Origin of the sequence: Kitasatospora sp. NPDC059812 (assembly GCF_042732075.1) — a bacterium.
Taxonomy (GTDB): domain Bacteria; phylum Actinomycetota; class Actinomycetes; order Streptomycetales; family Streptomycetaceae; genus Kitasatospora.
Genome location: NZ_JBHWIO010000030.1, coordinates 1 through 17,769, shown reverse-complemented (window position 1 = coordinate 17,769; position 17,769 = coordinate 1). Strand labels below are relative to the sequence as shown.

Sequence of the window (17,769 nt, the reverse complement as noted above, 5' to 3'; positions counted from 1 at the left end):
CTCGGGCGGGTTTGGACCTCGGGTTGCGCCACGCAACCCCTACCCCCGGCCCCCCCACCCGCGGTTGGGGGGGGCCGGGACCCGTTTCGTTTTGGCCGCCCGGTGGCCGGAAAGCACCGATGGCACGGCCGGAAGCGTGATGTGCCGCCCCCGCCCGGTGCCGTCGGCCACCGGGCGGTGCGGGCGGGGGCCCTGAGCGCTGGTCAGTGACTTCCGGAAGTGATCGAACATTCCCCGGATCATGAAAACCGTGTTCATGAGTTCTCAAAGGGGTAACGCAACTGATGAACAGTCATGCATACGGTTTCGGTAATGAATCGGCCATTCCGTGGCATGCATCTGTCATTGACGGCTCGTTTGCTGCCACGATTCCTGCGGCTGCAGACGAGGGGGCCCCACCCCCCGGTGCAGCCGACCAGATCAGGTGCAGCGCGTCCCAAACCTGCCACGACTTGTGAGCACCGCAACCGCACCCCCGTCGCACACCCCGGGCGGGGGCCCCCACTGCGCCGCAACCCTGCGGCCCAGGTTTCTCTCCACCGGTGCGAACCCGCGCCGGTCGGAAAAGGAGTCCGCATGTCCCGTTACGCTCACGCCCGGAAGGCAGCGGTTGTCATGGCCGCCACCACCGCGCTGCTGGTGACCGGCATACCGGTCATCGCGCAGGCCGCGACGCCCGACGCCCCGTCCGCCGTCGCCGCCCAGCAGTCGACCCGGGCCGCGCTGATCGCCTCCGCGAACCAGCAGTCCGCGTCCTTCGCCCAGGCCCTGGGCCTGAGCAGCCAGGAGAAGCTGGTCACCAAGGACGTCGTCCAGGACGTCAACGGCGGCCGCCACCTGCGCTACGAGCGCACCTACGCCGGACTCCCGGTGCTCGGCGGCGACCTGATCGTCCACCAGGACGCCGCGGGCGCCACCAAGAGCGTGACCAAGGCCAGCGAGGCCAACCTCGGCGGCGTCGACACCACGCCGGCCCAGGCCGCGCCGAAGGCCCAGGCCGCCGCGCTCGCCGCCGAGCAGGGCGCCGCCGTCGACACCGCGCCGCGCCTGGTCGTCTGGGCCGCCGACGGCACCCCGAAGCTCGCCTGGGAGACCGTCGTCTCCGGCCGCGAGTCCGACGGCACCCCGAGCAAGCTGCACGTGGTCACCGACGCCAAGACCGGTGACGTGCTCAGCAAGGCCGACGGCATCAAGCGCGGCACCGGCAACGGCGTGTTCGTCGGCAACGTGCCGCTGACCACCACCCAGAGCGGCTCGACGTACTCGCTGAAGGACGCCACCCGCGGCGGCCAGTACACCACCGACATGAAGAACGGCACCTCCGGCAACGGCACGCTGTTCAGCAAGTCGAGCGACACCTGGGGCAACGGCCAGGCCAGCAACCGCGAGTCCGCCGCCGTCGACGCCCAGTACGGTGCCGCCGTCACCTGGGACTTCTACAAGAACTCCTTCGGCCGCACGGGCATCAAGAACGACGGCGTCGGCGCGATGAGCCGGGTCCACTACGACACCGGCTACGTCAACGCGTTCTGGGACGACAGCTGCTTCTGCATGACGTACGGCGACGGCTCGGGCGACACCCACCCGCTGACCGAACTCGACGTCTCCGGCCACGAGATGAGCCACGGCGTCACCTCCGCCACCGCCAACCTGAACTACTCGGGCGAGTCCGGCGGCCTCAACGAGGCGACCTCCGACATCATGGGCACCGGCGTCGAGTTCTACGCCAACCTGCCCGCCAACCCGCCGAACTACCTCATCGGCGAGCTGATCGACATCAACGGCAACGGCACGCCGCTGCGCTACATGGACAAGCCCTCCAAGGACGGCACCTCGGCCGACTCCTGGTACTCGGGCGTCGGCAACCTGGACGTGCACTACTCGTCCGGTGTCGCCAACCACTTCTTCTACCTGCTGTCCGAGGGCAGCGGCGCGAAGACCATCAACGGCTTCAACTACAACAGCCCGACGGTCAACAACATCACCGTCACCGGCATCGGCCGCGACAAGGCGCTGCAGGTCTGGTACAAGGCGCTGACCGCGTACATGACCTCCACCACCAACTACGCCGCCGCCCGCACCGCGACCCTGAACGCGGCCACCGACCTGTACGGCGCGAACAGCGCCGAGTACAACGCGGTCGCCACCGCCTGGGCCGCCGTCAGCGTCGGCTCGCTGCCCAACCCGGGCGGCATCACCGTCACCAGCCCGGGCAACCAGTCCACGGCGGTCGGCGGTGCGGTGAACCTCCAGATCAACGCTTCCGGTGGTACCGCGCCGCTGTCGTACAGCGCCACGGGCCTGCCGGCCGGGCTGGCGATCAACGCCTCGACCGGCGCGATCACCGGTACCGCCACCACGGCGGGCTCGTCGAACGTGACGGTGACGGTGAAGGACTCGGCGGGCAAGTCCGGTACGGCGAGCTTCACGTGGACGGTGACCGGTGGCGGTGGCGGTACCTGCACGCCGGCGCAGCTGCTGGGCAACGCGGGCTTCGAGACGGGCTCGGCGGCGCCGTGGACGACCAGCTCCGGTGTGGTGGACAACAGCTCCTCGCAGGCGGCGCACGGTGGTTCGTGGAAGGCGTGGCTGAACGGCTACGGTTCCTCGCACACCGACACGCTGGCGCAGACGGTGACGATCCCGGCGGGCTGCAAGGCGACGCTGAGCTTCTGGCTGCACATCGACACCGCTGAGTCGGGCAGCACCGCGTACGACAAGCTGGCCGTGTCGGTGAACGGGACCACGCTGAAGACGTACTCCAACGTGGACGCCGCGGCGGGCTACCAGCAGCGGACCTTCGACCTCTCGTCCTACGCGGGCCAGACGGTCACCCTGAAGTTCACCGGCACCGAGGACGCCTCGCTGCAGACGAGCTTCGTGATCGACGACACCTCCATCCAGACCGGCTGAGTCCGGACCGGACCCCCGCGGGCCCGGTGAACCAGGACAGGTGAGGGGCCCGGCGGCTACGGCTGCCGGGCCCTTGTCGTGCGTCCGGGCCCAGGTGGTGCAGAAACGTTCCTCCCAGGCCCTTGACGCTCCCTCCCGGCGGCCCTAGGTTCAGCGCTGCAAGTTTCCGGCAAGTTACAGAAACTTCCTGCATAGCTCTTCCTGCACAGCTCATCCCCGGCTGCCCCCACCCCAGCCACCCCCAGGAGACGACGTGGTCACCACCGCCCCCACCCGCCGGACCGCCCGCGCGGCCGGCGCCCTCGCCGCCTCGGCGGCCCTGGCGCTCTCGCTCGCCACCTCCCTCGGCGCCCCCGCCGCCCAGGCCGCCCCACCCGCCAACAACGGCAAGGACGTCACCGCCACCCTCTTCGAGTGGCGCTTCGACTCCGTCGCCCAGGCCTGCACCTCGACGCTCGGCCCGAAGGGCTACGGCTTCGTCGAGGTCTCGCCGCCCCAGGAGCACATCCAGGGTCCGCAGTGGTGGACCTCCTACCAGCCCGTCAGCTACCGGATCGCCGGGCGGCTCGGCGACCGGACGTCCTTCAAGAACATGGTCGACACCTGCCACGCCGCCGGGGTCAAGGTCATCGCCGACGCCGTCGTCAACCACATGACGGCCGGCTCCGGCACCGGCACCGGCGGCACCGCGTACACCAAGTACACCTACCCCGGCACCTACCAGGACCAGGACTTCCACTCCTGCCGCCAGCCGATCACCAACTACCAGGACCGCTCCAACGTGCAGAACTGCGAGCTGGTCAACCTCGCGGACCTCGACACCGGCAGCGCGTACGTCCAGCAGACCATCGCCCGCTACCTGGACGACCTGGGCTCCCTCGGCGTCGACGGCTACCGGATCGACGCCGCCAAGCACATCGCCGCCGGCGACCTCGCCGCGATCAAGGCGAAGACGGCCAACCCCAAGGCCTACTGGGTGCAGGAGGTCATCTACGGCGCCGGCGAACCGGTCCAGCCCAGCGAGTACACCGGCACCGGCGACGTCGACGAGTTCCGCGTCGGCACCGACCTCAAGCGGATGTTCACCAGCGACAAGCTCGCCAACCTGTCCGGCTGGGGCGCCTCCTGGGGGTACCTGCCGAGCGGGCAGGCGCGCTCCTTCATCGACAACTGGGACACCGAGCGCAACGGCTCCACCCTCAACTACACCTACGGCAACACCTACACGCTGGCCAACGTCTTCCTGCTCGCCTCGCCGTACGGCGCGCCCAACGTCTACTCCGGCTACGCCTTCACCAACAACGACGACGGCCCGCCCAACGGCGGCACCGTCAACGCCTGCTACCAGGACGGCTGGAACTGCACCCACGCCTGGCGGCAGATCGCCAACATGGTCGGCTTCCGCAACGCCGTCGCGGGCACCGGCGTGACCAACTGGTGGTCCAACGGCAACAACGCGATCGCCTTCGGCCGCGGCAACAAGGGCTACGTCGCGCTCAACCACGAGAGCGGCCCGATCACCCGGACCTTCCAGACCGGGCTCGCGGCCGGCACCTACTGCGACATCCAGCACGGCGACCCGCAGCCGGGCGGCGGCTGCACCGGCCCGACCTACCAGGTGGGCGCCAACGGGCAGTTCACCGCGACGGTCGGCGCGGGCGACGCGATCGCGCTGTACGTCCCGGGCGGGGCGGCCAGCACCTCCGGCGCCTCGTTCAACGTCAACGCGACCACCGTCAACGGCCAGAACGTCTACGTGGTCGGCGACGTCGCCGCGCTCGGCGGCTGGGACCCGGCCAAGGCGCTGCCGCTCTCCTCGGCCGGCTACCCGGTCTGGTCGCTGTCGCTCGCGCTGCCGGCCGGCACGGCCTTCCAGTACAAGTACGTCCGCAAGGACGTGAGCGGCGCGGTGACCTGGGAGTCCGGGGCCAACCGGACGGCGACCGCGCCGGCCTCGGGCCTGGTCACCCTGAACGACACCTGGCGGCCGTAGGCCCTGTCCGGCCACCCTCGGGCCGCCCCTGGACCCCCGTCAGCCTGGCCTGACGGGGGTCCCTCGTGCGGGTGGCCGTGCCGGTTCAAACCTCGGCCGGCGAGGCGGCGCTGACACGATCGCGGGATGAGAACCACCCCCCTCGTCCTCTCCGCTACCGCTACTCGCACGACGAGTGATCACCACGGGAACTAACTCCCGGCCCTGGACGTGGGGTTGGGTTAGGGTGGGGACATGGTTGCAAACTGCAAGGAAGAAGTGGCCGTGAACGAACCGGAGTTCGTCAGCGCTCCCGCCCTGATTCTTCAGTCCCTCGCCGCCGACCCCGACCGGCGGGCCATCACCACCGCCGACGGCATCGAACTCACCGCGGGTGACTTCGCCGCCGCCACCTACCGCCTCGCCCACGAGCTCATCGCCCGGGGCGTGGTGCGCGGCGACACCGTGACCCTGCTCGCGGGCAACACCGCCGAGGCGCTGAGCGGCCGTTACGCGGCAGGCCTCGCGGGTGCGCGGGTGGTGAACCTCTACGACGGCATGAGCGCCTCGACCCTGGCCGAGATCGCGACGAGCGTCGACACCGCCGTCCTGCTCGTCGACGCCGAACGGTACCCGGCGGCCGCCGAGTTGCTGCCCCTGATCGACGTGCCGACCGTCCTTTGTCTCGGCCCCGGACCGGCGGCCATCGGCGAGGACGTGATCGCCGCCGCCGCCCACCGGCCCGCCGAGCCGCCGGCCGTCCGGGTCGGCCCGGACGACGACTGGGGCATCCGGCACACCGGCGGGACCACCGGAATCCCGAAGGGCATCCGCAGCCTGCACGGCGCCTACCGGAAGGTCTTCGACACCCCCGGCCGCATGGAGAGCGACACACCCCGCTTCCTCGCCGCCACCTCGCTCGCCCACCTCGCCGGGCTCTTCTCCGACCTGACGCTCCACCACGGCGGCACGGTGGTCCTCCAGCGGTCCTTCGACCCCGGCGAGGTCCTGGCCGCGATCGAGCGCGAGCGCATCACCGACCTGTGGGTGCTGCCGCCGCTGCTCTACCAGCTGCTCGACCACCCGGCGATCGGCCGCACCGACCTGTCCAGCCTGCGCCGGGTCTCGTACGGCGGCTGCGCGGCCTCGCCCACCCGGGTGCGCGAGGCGCTCAAGGTGTTCGGGCCGGTCCTGTGGAGCGGCTACGGGCAGTCGGAGGCGCAGAACATCTGCATGCTCGCCCCGCACGAGCACGACCGGGTCGGGCACGGCGGCCAGATCGCGGTCGGCCGACCCCTCCCGGGCATCGAGGTGGCGATCCGGTCCGCCGACGGCACCGAGCTGCCGACGGGGGAGCAGGGCGAGATCCACGTCCGCTCGGACACCGTCATGGCCGGGTACTGGAAGCGGCCCGACCTGACCGCCGAGGTGCTGCGCGACGGCTGGCTGAACACCGGCGACATCGGCTACTTCGACGCGGACGGCTACCTCTACCTGGCCGACCGGCTCAAGGACAAGATCATCGTGGTCGGCGGGCACGTCTACCCGTCCGAGGTCGAGGACCTGCTGCTCACCCACCCGGCGATCGCGCAGTGCGCGGTCTTCGGGGTGCGCGACGCGCAGGAGGCGGAGCACGTCCACGTCGCCGTCGTCGCCGCGTCGGGGCAGCGGCCGGACCTGGAGGAGGTCCGCGCGTTCGTCACGGCCCACAAGGGGCGGATCTACGCGCCGGAGGCCCTGCACGTCGTGGACGAGATCCCGCTGACGTCGGTGGGCAAGCCGGACAAGAAGCGGCTGCGCGAGTCCGTGGCGGGCTGACGGCGGGGGCCGACGGCGGGCTCTAACCTCGCCCGACGTACGGCATGGCGGTCGCCATCACGGTGGCGAACTGCACGTTGGCCTCCAGCGGCAGTTCGGCCATGTGCCGGACGGTGCGGGCCACGTCGGCCACGTCCATGGTCGGCTCGACCGCGAGCCGCCCGTCCGCCTGCCGCACCCCGGTGCTCATCGCGGCGGTCATGTCGGTCGCCGCGTTGCCGATGTCGATCTGCCCGCAGGCGATCCGGTACGGGCGGCCGTCCAGCGACAGCGACTTGGTCAGCCCGGTGACGGCGTGCTTGGTCGCGGTGTAGGCGATCGAGTGCGGGCGCGGGACGTGCGCCGAGATCGAGCCGTTGTTGACGATCCGGCCGCCCTGCGGGTCCTGCGCCTTCATCTGCCGGAACGCGGCCCGGGCGCAGAGGAACGCCCCGGTCAGGTTGAGGTCGACCACCGCCCGCCAGGCCTCGACCTCCAGATCCTCCACCGGCACGGCCGCGCCGAAGGTGCCGGCGTTGTTGAACAGCAGGTCCACCCGGCCGAAGCGCTCGACGGCTGCGGCGAACAGCGCGTCCACCGCCGCCGGGTCGGTGACGTCGGTCGGCACCACCGCGGTCGGCGTGCCGCCCAGGCGGGCGGTCTCCCGCAGCGGCTCGGCCCGCCGGCCGGCCAGCACCAGCCGCCAGCCGGCCGCGGCCAGTTCGACCGCCACGGCCCGGCCCACTCCGCTCCCGGCTCCGGTGACGACGGCGATCTGCTGGGGCATGGCGTTCTCCTGGGTCTGCTCGGGTCGGTTCGGCTTCGGCTTCGGCTGGGCGCGGGTCGGTTGGGGCGTGAGCCGATCGTTGCGGATACGGGGGCCGCCGTCACTGGTCGAAGGCCCCAAAATTCGCACCCCCGGACAGGCCGCGGACCGTGCTCCCCGCCGTCCGGCCCCCGTCGTTCGGGGGGAGTGGTGAAGGCCTTTACCTGATCGCGAACAAACATTGGATTTCCGGTGGCCACCGCGCAACCGGGCCACCCCGGTCCACGTCATAAGATCGCAGGAAGGCGCGCCACCGCGAGGGAGGACGCGCCGCCACCCCGGGGACCGCACCAGCGCCGCGCCCCCGGTCTGTCCGGCCCCACCGGGGGGCCACAGCCCGGTCAGACGGACCGGGCGTGTCATCGGTCGGAGAGTCCTCACCGTGCTTAGGCAGTCGTCCCGTTCCCGTGCCGTCCTGACCGGCGCCGCCGTGCTCGCCCTGGCCGCCTCGCTCGCGGCCTGCGGGAGTTCCGGCGGCGGGAAGGGGGACGGCGGCAAGGCGGCTGGCACCCCGGGTGCGACCGGTACCGCTGCCACGGGCGGCTCGCCCGGCGCGGGTGGCGGCGGTACGCCCGCGCCCACCACCGCGGAGCCCGCGGCCGCCACCGGGAAGGTGCTGATGCCCACCGGTCCGGCCGCAAACCTGAGCAAGGCCCGGGACACGTCCGCCGGTCCGATCATGATGACCACGGTGACCGGCGCGAAGTCCGGCGTCTCCGGCAAGGTCTGGGTCTGGCTGCCGCCCGAGTACAACGACCCCAAGTTCGCCAAGACCGGCTTCCCGGTGCTCACCCTCTTCGCGGGCGGCCAGAGCAACGGCTACAACACCTGGACCGACAACCAGCTGCCGATCCAGGAGGAGAACGAGCAGCTGGTCAAGGCGGGCAAGTCCCACCCGTTCATCATGATCATGCCGGTGCAGAACTTCAACAGCGACGAGCACAACGCGCTGGACTGCTCCGACATCCCGGGCCAGCCCAAGATGGGCACCTGGATGTCCCAGGACCTCCCGGACTTCGTCCGCGCCAACTTCCGCACCGTGAAGGGCCGCGACGGCTGGGGCGTGATGGGCGCCTCCACCGGCGGCTTCTGCAGCGCCAAGCTCGCCCTCCAGCACCCGGACGTCTACAAGGCCGCCGTCCCGATCGACGGCTACTACGTTCCCGACTCGGGGCTGTGGAAGGGCCACGACGCCGAGCGGCAGGCCAACAACCCCGACGTGCTGGTCGCCCAGGGCAAGGCCGACGTGAAGATGCTGGTCACCGCGGGCGGCGCCAACCCGTACGAGACCAAGCTGGTCAAGGGCTGGGTCGCCAAGGCGGCCCCGCCGGTGTCGCTGGAGTACTACGAGCAGCCCGGCGGCAAGCACCTGACCTCGGACTTCAAGAAGATGATCCCGGACACGCTGCAGTGGCTCACCAAGAACCTGGCGGGCCCGGAGGCCGACTGATCCCAGCGGCGCGACGACCCGTACGGCCGTCTGTACAGCGACCCGCACGACGACCCGCACGCCGTGGGGGGGGGGGGGCCCCCGCGGCGCCCCCCCCCGCGTCCCGGGGCGGGCACGGTCGCTCATCCGCGGTCTCAGCCGATGGTGGAGCCGGTGATGGGCTCGGAGAGTTCGACGGTCTTGCCGTTCAGGCCGGCCTTGACGAACTGCCAGGTGAGGCCGTTGATGACGCCCTGGCCGAGCGGGGCCAGCTGGGCGAAGGCGGGCTGGCTGAGGTCGAGGTGGCTGGCGTCGCAGGACGGGCACTTGTCCCGGACGGGGACGGTGACGGTCTTGCCCTGGTAGCTGACCTTGACCGAAATGCCCTGACACAGGGGGTCGTTGTTGGGGTTGGCGCTGGTCCACCAGGTGTGGGAGACCGCGACGAGCATCTGGTTGGAGGCGTTGATCTGGGTGCCGCAGGCGCCGTAGCCGGCGTCGTTGTAGTAGGTGGCCTTGCCGGCCATGGGCGTGTTGATCGGTATCGCCGCGCTGGCGGTGCCGGCGGTGAGGGCGATGAGGGCGGCGGCCGCGAGCGGGGCGCCCGCGAGGATCCTGAGGTTCTTGCTGATGGCGCGCATGGTTCCCTCCGGTTCTTTAGCCATGGACATGACAGGCAGAAGTCGCCGAAGCCGCAGGGGGATTCAGCGAGACCGCCCGATGCCCGTCCGAGTGAAGAGAACGTATGCGCCCGACGGCGGTGTGGTCCAGACCGCCGCCATGTTGACATGAAAACAAGTCAGGAATCTTTACCAATACGGCCGAAGGGGCGAAGATACGTGACCGCACGGCGCCGCAGGGTGTTGACAGGCCACCACGCCCACCCCCGGAGGCCTCGCCCCATGCGCACCGCACTCGCCGCACTGCTCCTCGGCGCCGCCCTGATCCCGGCCGCCGCCGCACCCGCCAACGCCGCGCCCGTGCCCGTGCCCCGCGCGGTGAACCAGGGCTACAGCATCCCCGTCGGCGCCGTCACCGACCTCGGCGCACTGCCGGTGCTCGGCAGCCTCGGGCTGGACTTCGCCCGCCTGCTCGGGCAGTAGGGATGCGGACCCTTCAAATCCGGCCCCCTCACACCCGGACGCTGAACAGGCCGCCGGAGAGCGGCTGTTGGTCGGACCGGGCGGACGTGATGTAGAGCGTCCGCCCGTCCGGCCCGCCGAAGGCGCAACTGGTGACGCGCGGCACCGGCAGCTCGACCGACGCCAGCACCTCACCCTCCGGCGAGAGGCACCGGACCGCCCAGCCGTCCCAGAACGCCACCCACAGGTTGCCGTCGGCGTCGAGCGTCATGCCGTCCGGGTAACCCGGCAGGTGGGAGACGTCGAGCGTGCGGATCCGCTCGCCGAGGGGGCCGTGCTCGGGGTAGGGGTAGAGGGCGATGCGGCGCGTCGTGGTGTCGATGTGCCAGAGCCGGTCGGGCTCCGGCCAGGCGAGGCCGTTGGGGATGTCGAGCCCGCCGAGGATCGCCCGGATGCCGCCGTCGCGCTCCAGCCGGTACAGCGATCCTGGCTCGCGCGGCTCCCCCCGCCCCATCGAACCGGCGACCGGCCGGCCGTACGGGTCGGTCTTGCCGTCGTTCATCCGGCGGTCCTGGCGGTCGGCTTCGACGGCGGCGACCAGCGTGGTGCGGCCGGTGGCCGGGTCGAGCCGTTCGAAGCCGCGCTCGGTGGCGAGCATCAGTCCGCCGTCGCCGTACGGCATCAAGGTGCCGGGGGTGACGTCGAGTTCGACCGAGCTAATCGCGCCCGAGGCCGGGTCCAGGGTGAGCACCCGCCGGTCGGGGATGCCGATCCAGCGCAGCAGTTGCGCGGACTGGTCCCACAGCGGGCCCTCGCCCAGCTCCAGGTACGGTGTGTCGGCGACCGGTTCGGCACGCACAGCGGGGCCCTCCTCGAACAAGGTGTCAGCGCAGCAGGGCTTCGGGCAGCATCGCGGTCATTCCGCCGTCCACGGCGAGGCAGGCACCACTGATGAACGAGGATTCCTCACCCGCCAGGAAGCCGACCACCCGCGCGACCTCGGCCGCACTGCCGAACCGCCCCAGTGGGGACGACCGTAGCATCGCGGCGCTCGGCTGCGGATCCGTCCACCAACTGATCGGCACGGCCCCCCTTCCACGGCATCGGCGTCGGCGTCGACCGCAAGTCCCCGGTGTCCTGGCCGGTGTACGAGCGCCACCGCTCCCTCCGCTGCACCGGCGGCCTGCACTCCGTCACCTACCTGCCCGGTGGCCCTGGCGTGTTGGTGGCCCCGGCGTGTTGGTGGCCCTGGTGGATCTTCCCCGGAAGGCCCGCCGGGATCGCCCCCACCCGGGTTAGGCTCGATCCGCGCGGCGGCCGTCCGCGCACCGACCGAGGGGGAGCGTGTGATCGGGGACCTGCTGCCGGACGCCGTCGTGACCGAGGTGTCCTACGACGACCCGCCGGAGGCCCGGCTGGAACCGGCCGAGGAGGCCGCCGTCGTCCAGGCGGTGGCCAAGCGCCGCCGGGAGTTCACCACCGTCCGCCACTGCGCCCGCACCGCCCTCACCCGCCTCGGCATCCCCTACCGCCCGCTGGTCCCCGGCCTGCGCGGCGCCCCGAGCTGGCCCGACGGCGTCGTCGGCAGCCTCACCCACTGCGAGGGCTTCCGAGCGGCGGCCGTCGCCCGCTCCGGCGACCTCGCCTCGGTCGGCATCGACGCCGAGCCCGCCCTGCCGCTCCCGGACGACGTCCTGGACGTCATCGCGCTGCCCGAGGAGGGGAAGCGGATCGTCGACCTGCTCGCCGAGCACCCCGGTACCCCGTGGGACCGCATCCTGTTCAGCGCCAAGGAGTCCGTGTACAAGGCGTGGTTCCCGCTCACCGAGCAGTTCCTGGACTTCAGCGAGGCCGACCTGGTCCTCTCCCCCGACGGCTCCTTCACCGCCCGCCTGCTGGTCCCCGGCCCGAACGTCAACGGCCGCCGCATCGAGGGCTTCGAGGGCCGCTGGGCCGTCGGTGACGGGCTGCTCGCCACCGCCATCGCGGTCGCCCGGTAGTCCGGCGCACCGACGACCGCACTCGGCATATCCTCGACCCCGTGACCGTGACCTATGTGATAGCTGGCACCCGGATCCACACGCTGGACGACTTCTGGGACGTGGTCGGTGAGACCATCGGCAGCGACGGCTACTTCGGCCGGAACCTCGACGCCTTCGCCGACTGCCTGCGCGGCGGCTACGGCACCCCCGAGGACGGCGACTACCTGATCGAGTGGCGCGACCACGCGGTCTCCCGGCGCAACCTCGGCTACCCGGAGACGGTCCGCCAGCTGGAACTGCGACTGGCCCACTGCCACCCCGCCAACCGCGAGCACGTCCGCGCCGACCTCGCCGCCGCCCGGGCCGGCAAGGGGCCGACGGTGTTCGACTGGCTGGTCCGGATCATCGAGGAGGAGCACCCGGGAGGCCTCCGACTGGCCTAACGCCGCAACGCGGCTCCCCCGCACCTCACCGCAGCACGTCCGACAGCCGGACGAAGCGCCGCCCCGCCGCCAGCAGCCCCGGCACCGCCGCCACCACCCCGGGGGCGGTGCCGCCGCCCGGGTGGTTCATGTGGCAGATCACGATCGCCCCCGGCGGGGCCGCCGCGAGCTCCTGCCGCACCTCGGCGGCGCTGAGCGTCGCCCCGCCGTCGCCGTTCACCGTGAAGCCCGCGGCGCGTTCCCCCAGGTCGGCGACCACCCGGGCGGCGACGTCGTCGTAGTGCGCGGTGCCGGAGCGGAAGAACCGCACCGGGTGGCCGAGCAGCCCGGCGAGCTTGTGCGCGTTGCCCGCGACCTCGTCGTACACCTCGCCGACGCCACCGGTGCCGGCGATGCCGTAGGCGGAGCGGCCGGTGACCGAGAGCGGGCGGTGGACGGTGCCGTGGTTGCCGATCTCGAAGAGCGGATCGGCGGCAAGCTGCTTGAACACGTCCGGGTTGGCGTCGATCCAGCGGGCGCTCAGGAAGAGCGTGGCGGGGACGGAACGTTTCCGCAGGAAGTCGATCAGGTCGGCGTCGTACCCGTTCCCGCCGGGGCCGCCGCAGGCGTCGAAGGTGAGCGCCGTCGCACTCTCACCGGCGGGCAGCTTGGTGGTCACCCCGGTGACCTCCATCCCCCACTCCTTCGGCGCGGTGCCGCCGTACCGGGCGACCAGCTCGGCCCGGGTCGGCTCCCGGCTCGCGGTCGCAGCGGTCGCAGCGGTCGGGGCGGGCGGGGCCGTCGTCGGGGGCTCCGACGGCGTCGCCTCCGATATCGCCGAGGCCCCGGAGGCCCCGGAGACCTCTGCGGCCGAAGCGGAGGCCTCCGGGGCCTCCGGGGCCGCCGCCCCGCCGCCCGCCGAGGACCCGCACCCCGCCAGCGTGCTCCCGGCCACCGCCGCCAGCAGCGCCCGCCGACTCAGTGCCACACCCGTCTCCTCCGCGATGACCCGATCCGCTCGTTATGAATATGAACGGACTAATCGTCATCGCCCGCAACTCGCCGACCCGGCCGACGCCGACCCCCTTCACCGACCCGCCCCCGCCCGTGGGCCCCGGCTCACCCCTGATTCACCACCACGGGTAAGGAGCCGAACGGACCCGCCCGCCCCGACCCGGAGGACCCGATGCCCGCCGACCACGACACCCCACGCCCCGCCCGCCGCGACCTCCTCCGCACCGGCCTCACCACCGGAGCCGCCGCCGCCCTCGGCCTCACCGCGACCACCCCCGCCGCCGCCTCCGCACCCGGCGCCCCCGCCACCCCGGGCACCCCGGGCACCCCCAGCGCCCCCGGCACCGAACGGACCCTCACCCTCACCGGCCACCTCCCCACCGGCGCCCCCGACTTCGTCTACCTCCCCGTCGAAGTCCCCGCCGGCGTCCGCGAGATCGCCGTCAGCTACGGCTACGACAAGCCCCCGGTCCCGGCCGGCACCCCCGGCAACTCCTGCGACATCGGCATCTTCGACGAACGCGGCACCGACCTCGGCGGCCCCGGCTTCCGCGGCTGGTCCGGCGGTTTCCGCACCGAGTTCAGCCTCGCCCGCGACGCCGCGACCCCCGGCTACCTCCCCGGCCCGATCAACCCGGGCACCTGGCACCTCGTCCTCGGCCCCTACCAGATCGCGCCGCAGGGGCTGGACTACCACGTGCAGGTCACCCTCCGGTTCGGCGCCCCCGGGCCGGCGTTCGCCCCGCACTACCCGTCCGAGCGGGCCCGCGGCCGCGGCCGCGCCTGGTACCGGGGCGACTGCCACCTGCACACCGTGCACTCCGACGGCCGGCGCCTCCCGGAGGAGGTGGCCGCCGGCGCCCGCGCGGCCGGCCTGGACTTCATCGTCTCCACCGACCACAACACCAGCTCCTCGCACGCGGTCTGGGGCCCGCTGGCCGGCCCCGACCTGCTGATCATCCCGGGCGAGGAGATCACCACCCGCAACGGCCACTGGCTGGCCCTCGGCCTCGAAGCGGGCCAGTTCGTCGACTGGCGCTACCGCTCCCGCGACGAGGAGTACCCGCGCTTCGTCCGTCAGGTCCACCGCTCCGGCGGCCTGGTGGTGCCCGCGCACCCGTACTGCCCGTACGTCGCCTGCCAGTGGAAGTTCGGCTACGAGCAGGCCGACGGCGTCGAGGTGTGGAACGGGCCCTGGACGTACGACGACGAGTCCGCGGTCGACACCTGGGACGGCCGGCTCGCCGTCGCCCTGCGCGAGGGCCGTTCCTGGCTGCCCGCCCTGGGCAACAGCGACGCGCACAGCGCCCCGCAGGTCATCGGCTCCCCGCACAACGTCGTCCTGGCCGAGGACCTCACCCGGGACGCGATCCTCGACGGGCTGCGCGACGGGCGCAGCTGGCTCGCCGAATCCGCCGCCGTCCAGCTGGAGTTCACCGTCACCGGGCACGGCCGCCGGGCCGGCATCGGCGAGGAGCTGGCCGTCCCGGCGGACGCCCCGCTGGACGTCCGGCTCACCGTCTCCGGCGTCCCCGGCGGGACGGTCCGCCTCCTCACCGACGAGGGCCAGCTGCACCAGGAGTCGCTGCCCGCCGACGGCTCCGGCACGGTGGTCTGGCGCACCACGGCCTCGCTCGCCGCCTACGTCCGGGCCGAGGTCCGCCACCCGAAGCCGGACGGGTCGCCCGGCAAGGGCAACGCGATGGGCCCGGACCTCCCCTGGGGTCCGATGGCGGCCCTCACCAACCCGATCGTGCTGCGCGTCGAGGACCGCTGAGGCGTCCGGAGCAGGAGTGGGGACGACTCGGGGCACCGGCGTGGACTAGGTTGATCCCCGAAAGCACCAGTCGTAGGGACGAGACGGTCGGCTGTCCGTATCCGGGCCGGCCGGCCCTTCCGCACTCCGACCGCCTCGCCCCGGCTACCCGTCCGTCCCCGGCCCGCGAAGGGATCAGCAGCTGTGAACCGTACGACCGTAGGTGGGCCGGAGCTCGGGGGCGGCCGGGGCGCCGGCGGCGTCCTCGTCCTCGTCGACCCGGCCGGGGCCGGCCAGAGCCCGGTCGCGAGCCGGCTCGCGGAGGAGCTGCACCCGAGCGTCCACCTGCGTGCGCACGACTTCCTGCGGGTCATCCGGCGCGGCCAGCTCCCGCCGCACCTCCCCGAGGCCGAGCGGCAGAACACCACCGCCCTCGCCGCCGCCGCGCAGGCCGCCTTCGCCTACGCGACCGGCGGCTACCAGGTCATCGTCGAGTGCCCGGCCGCCCCGCCCACCCTGGACACCTTCCGCCGCGAGAGCCGCACCACCGGCGCCGCCCTCCACCTCGTCGTCCTCCAGCCCACTCCGGGCGCCGTCCCCGGCCCGCACACCCTGGACACCAGCTCCCTCACCCCCGCCGGCGCCGCCGAGTCCATCCTCGCCGCCCTCACCCGCCGCACCCACCTGCTCGGCTGGTGACCCCGCCGGGTGCCCGGGGCCTGGGCACCCGGCGCGCACGGCTACGCCCCCACCACCCCGTCGATCGCCTCCCGCAGGAAGTCGGCGTGCCCGTTGTGCCGGGCGTACTCGTGGATCAGGTGCAGCATCACCAGCCGCAGCGACACGTCGGCGTCCCACCGGGCCTGGTACCCGGTGACGTCGAGGGTCTCGGCGGCGCGCTCGATGCGGCGCGCGTGTTCGACCTCGGCCTGCCAGACGGCGAAGGCCTCGGCCCGGGTGGCGCCGGTGGCGTCGTACGCGGCCTGGAAGTCGCCGTCCGGCGACCAGACCAGCGGGACGTCCTCACCGTCGATCACCCTGCGGAACCAGGTGCGCTCCACCTCCGCCATGTGCCGGACCAGCCCGAGCAGGGTCAGGGTGGACGGCGGGCTGGAACGCCGGCGCAGCTGCTCGTCGGTCAGGCCCTCGCACTTCAGGGCGAGGGTCGCCCGGTGGAAGTCCAGGAAGCCGCGCAGCATCTCGCGCTCGCCGCCGCTGAGCGGCGGTGCGGGGCGCTGGTCAGGGATGTTCACGGTGTCGCTCTCCTCAAACCCTCGGGAATCCTCGCGGACTGTAGCGAACCGGCCGTCCGCGCCCGGTAGCCGCCCCCGGTAGTGCGGCGGTGTTCTGAGCCCCCCGGGCCACCTCCGCGCCCCTTTCCCGCCCCGGACCGGGGTCCATCACGTACCGTGTTCGGATCACCACCGGTTTGGGTACGTACCTCGGCGCGCCCGACGGGCGCCGAGCACCGCGGTGCCGGTCACAGCGCCGCCACATCGTCACGCAGCACGTTCAGCGCCCCCGGTCCGGGGTCGTCACTCCACCGCCGAGACCGGGTACATCACACACCGGGAGACCGACCATCATGAGCCACGACCACATCCCCGCCCCCGTACGCCGGACCTACGGTGCCGGCGATCTGTCCCAGGCCGCGAGCTTCGCCGGTGGATTCATCAACTTCGGCTACTGGCAGGACATGGACCTCACCGCCCCGACGACCGAGGACCGGGTCCACAGCCAGGAACAGCTCTACCGCCGGGTCCTGCGGGAGTTCGCGGAGCCACGTGAGCGGCTGCGGCTGGCCGAGGTCGGCTGCGGGCGCGGGCTCGGCGCGGCGCTCGCCCTGCGCGAGTTCCGGTTCGGGGGCGTGACCGGCGTCGACATCCACCCCGACCAGATCGAGCGCGCCCGCGCCGTCAACGCCAAAGCCCTGGCCACCTACCCCGATCGGCTGGCCTACACCTTCGGATCGGCCAACCAACTCCCCTTCGCCGACGGCTCCCTGGACGGCGTCTACTCCGTCGAGGCCGCCCAGCACTTCCGCGAACTCACCGGCTTCGCCCGCGAGACCGCCCGCGTCCTACGCCCGGGCGGCCGGCTCGTCGTGACCACCTTCTTCGCCGCCGCCGGACCGGACATCACCGAGCGCCTGAGCATCCTCCTCGCCAGCTTCGCCGACGGCCTCGACGTCCCCCACCCCCTCGCCGCCTTCACCAGCGACCTCACCGCGGCCGGCTTCACCACCATCACCACCGAGTCCATCGGCGACGCCGTCTGGCCCGGCCTCGACCGCTACCTCACCGACGCCGTCCCTCCCGGTCACTGGAGCCGCAACTTCCTCCCCGCCTGGCGCAGCGGCCTCCTCGACTACCACGTCGTCACCGCCACCCGGCCCGGGCCGGCGGAAACGGCCCGCCAGCCGATCTGACGAGCCGTCCTGCCCCCCCGGTACGTCGCGGGGCCCTGACGCCCCCTCCGCCGTCCGCGCCGGGCCCGGCGGGCGCCCGCCGGCCGCGACGCGCCGGATCAACCGACCGCCGCCCCCACCCGCGCCCCCGGCGGCGCGCCCCCCCCCC

General features: G+C 72.6%; 16 protein-coding genes. 10 read left to right on the top strand and 6 right to left on the bottom strand.

What is annotated here, in order from left to right:
- The first annotated feature begins 576 nt into the window (after nucleotides 1-576).
- The 3 genes from ACFV6D_RS17265 to ACFV6D_RS17255 all read left to right on the top strand — a co-directional run bounded on the left by ACFV6D_RS17265 (nucleotide 577) and on the right by ACFV6D_RS17255 (nucleotide 6,703).
- Complete coding sequence (locus tag ACFV6D_RS17265) at nucleotides 577-2,913, top strand: M4 family metallopeptidase (protein WP_063347339.1); 2,337 nt, start codon at nucleotides 577-579, stop codon at nucleotides 2,911-2,913.
- Nucleotides 2,914-3,166: 253 nt separating this feature from the next.
- Nucleotides 3,167-4,906, top strand: a complete 1,740-nt coding sequence (locus ACFV6D_RS17260) for a carbohydrate-binding module family 20 domain-containing protein (RefSeq protein WP_380560400.1) — start codon at nucleotides 3,167-3,169, stop codon at nucleotides 4,904-4,906.
- A gap of 234 nt (nucleotides 4,907-5,140) precedes the next feature.
- Nucleotides 5,141-6,703, top strand: coding sequence for an AMP-binding protein (locus ACFV6D_RS17255; protein WP_380560399.1), 1,563 nt, complete (start codon nucleotides 5,141-5,143; stop codon nucleotides 6,701-6,703).
- 22 nt (nucleotides 6,704-6,725) lie between these two features.
- On the opposite strand, the gene ACFV6D_RS17250 is transcribed toward ACFV6D_RS17255, so the two are convergent.
- Complete coding sequence (locus ACFV6D_RS17250; protein WP_380337596.1) at nucleotides 6,726-7,469, bottom strand: SDR family oxidoreductase; 744 nt, start codon at nucleotides 7,467-7,469, stop codon at nucleotides 6,726-6,728.
- A 421-nt stretch (nucleotides 7,470-7,890) separates the two neighbouring features.
- Between ACFV6D_RS17250 and ACFV6D_RS17245 the strand changes: the two genes are divergently transcribed.
- Complete coding sequence (locus ACFV6D_RS17245; protein WP_380380859.1) at nucleotides 7,891-8,958, top strand: alpha/beta hydrolase; 1,068 nt, start codon at nucleotides 7,891-7,893, stop codon at nucleotides 8,956-8,958.
- Between the two features lie 134 nt (nucleotides 8,959-9,092).
- Here the strand turns inward: ACFV6D_RS17245 and ACFV6D_RS17240 are convergent, their stop codons facing one another.
- Nucleotides 9,093-9,578 (bottom strand): cysteine/serine endopeptidase inhibitor, encoded by a 486-nt coding sequence (locus tag ACFV6D_RS17240; RefSeq protein ID WP_063346414.1) that lies wholly within the window; start codon nucleotides 9,576-9,578, stop codon nucleotides 9,093-9,095.
- 261 nt (nucleotides 9,579-9,839) lie between these two features.
- On the opposite strand from ACFV6D_RS17240, the gene ACFV6D_RS17235 reads away from it, so the two are divergent.
- Nucleotides 9,840-10,040, top strand: coding sequence for a hypothetical protein (locus ACFV6D_RS17235; protein ID WP_063346415.1), 201 nt, complete (start codon nucleotides 9,840-9,842; stop codon nucleotides 10,038-10,040).
- A 28-nt stretch (nucleotides 10,041-10,068) separates the two neighbouring features.
- On the opposite strand, the gene ACFV6D_RS17230 is transcribed toward ACFV6D_RS17235, so the two are convergent.
- Nucleotides 10,069-10,878: an SMP-30/gluconolactonase/LRE family protein gene (locus tag ACFV6D_RS17230; RefSeq protein ID WP_380560398.1), complete on the bottom strand. Its 810-nt coding sequence runs from the start codon at nucleotides 10,876-10,878 to the stop codon at nucleotides 10,069-10,071.
- A 25-nt stretch (nucleotides 10,879-10,903) separates the two neighbouring features.
- Entirely contained in the window at nucleotides 10,904-11,062 is a 159-nt protein-coding gene (locus tag ACFV6D_RS17225) for an SDR family oxidoreductase (RefSeq protein ID WP_079136189.1), read from the bottom strand.
- Nucleotides 11,063-11,365: 303 nt separating this feature from the next.
- Between ACFV6D_RS17225 and ACFV6D_RS17220 the strand changes: the two genes are divergently transcribed.
- The gene (locus ACFV6D_RS17220) at nucleotides 11,366-12,019 is read left to right on the top strand and encodes a 4'-phosphopantetheinyl transferase (RefSeq protein ID WP_380343065.1); all 654 of its coding nucleotides are present in this window, start codon (nucleotides 11,366-11,368) and stop codon (nucleotides 12,017-12,019) included.
- 41 nt (nucleotides 12,020-12,060) lie between these two features.
- Nucleotides 12,061-12,444 carry a barstar family protein gene (locus tag ACFV6D_RS17215; RefSeq protein WP_063346419.1) on the top strand — a complete coding sequence of 128 codons (384 nt, stop codon included), beginning with the start codon at nucleotides 12,061-12,063 and terminating at the stop codon, nucleotides 12,442-12,444.
- Between the two features lie 25 nt (nucleotides 12,445-12,469).
- Here ACFV6D_RS17215 and ACFV6D_RS17210 read toward each other — a convergent pair whose 3' ends face one another.
- On the bottom strand, nucleotides 12,470-13,411 hold the full coding sequence (locus ACFV6D_RS17210) for a polysaccharide deacetylase family protein (RefSeq protein ID WP_380560397.1): 942 nt from the start codon (nucleotides 13,409-13,411) through the stop codon (nucleotides 12,470-12,472).
- 198 nt (nucleotides 13,412-13,609) lie between these two features.
- On the opposite strand from ACFV6D_RS17210, the gene ACFV6D_RS17205 reads away from it, so the two are divergent.
- Both ACFV6D_RS17205 and ACFV6D_RS17200 read left to right on the top strand, forming a co-directional pair.
- Complete coding sequence (locus tag ACFV6D_RS17205) at nucleotides 13,610-15,214, top strand: CehA/McbA family metallohydrolase (protein ID WP_380560396.1); 1,605 nt, start codon at nucleotides 13,610-13,612, stop codon at nucleotides 15,212-15,214.
- A 183-nt stretch (nucleotides 15,215-15,397) separates the two neighbouring features.
- Nucleotides 15,398-15,892 (top strand): hypothetical protein, encoded by a 495-nt coding sequence (locus ACFV6D_RS17200; protein WP_350883659.1) that lies wholly within the window; start codon nucleotides 15,398-15,400, stop codon nucleotides 15,890-15,892.
- A 41-nt stretch (nucleotides 15,893-15,933) separates the two neighbouring features.
- On the opposite strand, the gene ACFV6D_RS17195 is transcribed toward ACFV6D_RS17200, so the two are convergent.
- Nucleotides 15,934-16,392 carry a DinB family protein gene (locus tag ACFV6D_RS17195; protein ID WP_063350914.1) on the bottom strand — a complete coding sequence of 153 codons (459 nt, stop codon included), beginning with the start codon at nucleotides 16,390-16,392 and terminating at the stop codon, nucleotides 15,934-15,936.
- Nucleotides 16,393-16,778: 386 nt separating this feature from the next.
- On the opposite strand from ACFV6D_RS17195, the gene ACFV6D_RS17190 reads away from it, so the two are divergent.
- Nucleotides 16,779-17,621 carry a class I SAM-dependent methyltransferase gene (locus ACFV6D_RS17190; RefSeq protein WP_380560395.1) on the top strand — a complete coding sequence of 281 codons (843 nt, stop codon included), beginning with the start codon at nucleotides 16,779-16,781 and terminating at the stop codon, nucleotides 17,619-17,621.
- Nucleotides 17,622-17,769 lie beyond the last annotated feature (148 nt).

Bases quoted from the DNA above. Each gene is read 5' to 3' on its own strand.
- ACFV6D_RS17265 (WP_063347339.1), top strand. From the start codon at position 577: ATGTCCCGTTACGCTCACGCCCGGAAGGCAGCGGTTGTCATGGCCGCC.
- ACFV6D_RS17255 (WP_380560399.1), top strand. From the start codon at position 5,141: ATGGTTGCAAACTGCAAGGAAGAAGTGGCCGTGAACGAACCGGAGTTC.
- ACFV6D_RS17250 (WP_380337596.1), bottom strand. From the start codon at position 7,469: ATGCCCCAGCAGATCGCCGTCGTCACCGGAGCCGGGAGCGGAGTGGGC.
- ACFV6D_RS17240 (WP_063346414.1), bottom strand. From the start codon at position 9,578: ATGCGCGCCATCAGCAAGAACCTCAGGATCCTCGCGGGCGCCCCGCTC.
- ACFV6D_RS17235 (WP_063346415.1), top strand. From the start codon at position 9,840: ATGCGCACCGCACTCGCCGCACTGCTCCTCGGCGCCGCCCTGATCCCG.
- ACFV6D_RS17225 (WP_079136189.1), bottom strand. From the start codon at position 11,062: ATGCTACGGTCGTCCCCACTGGGGCGGTTCGGCAGTGCGGCCGAGGTC.
- ACFV6D_RS17205 (WP_380560396.1), top strand. From the start codon at position 13,610: ATGCCCGCCGACCACGACACCCCACGCCCCGCCCGCCGCGACCTCCTC.
- ACFV6D_RS17195 (WP_063350914.1), bottom strand. From the start codon at position 16,392: ATGCTGCGCGGCTTCCTGGACTTCCACCGGGCGACCCTCGCCCTGAAG.
- ACFV6D_RS17190 (WP_380560395.1), top strand. From the start codon at position 16,779: ATGAGCCACGACCACATCCCCGCCCCCGTACGCCGGACCTACGGTGCC.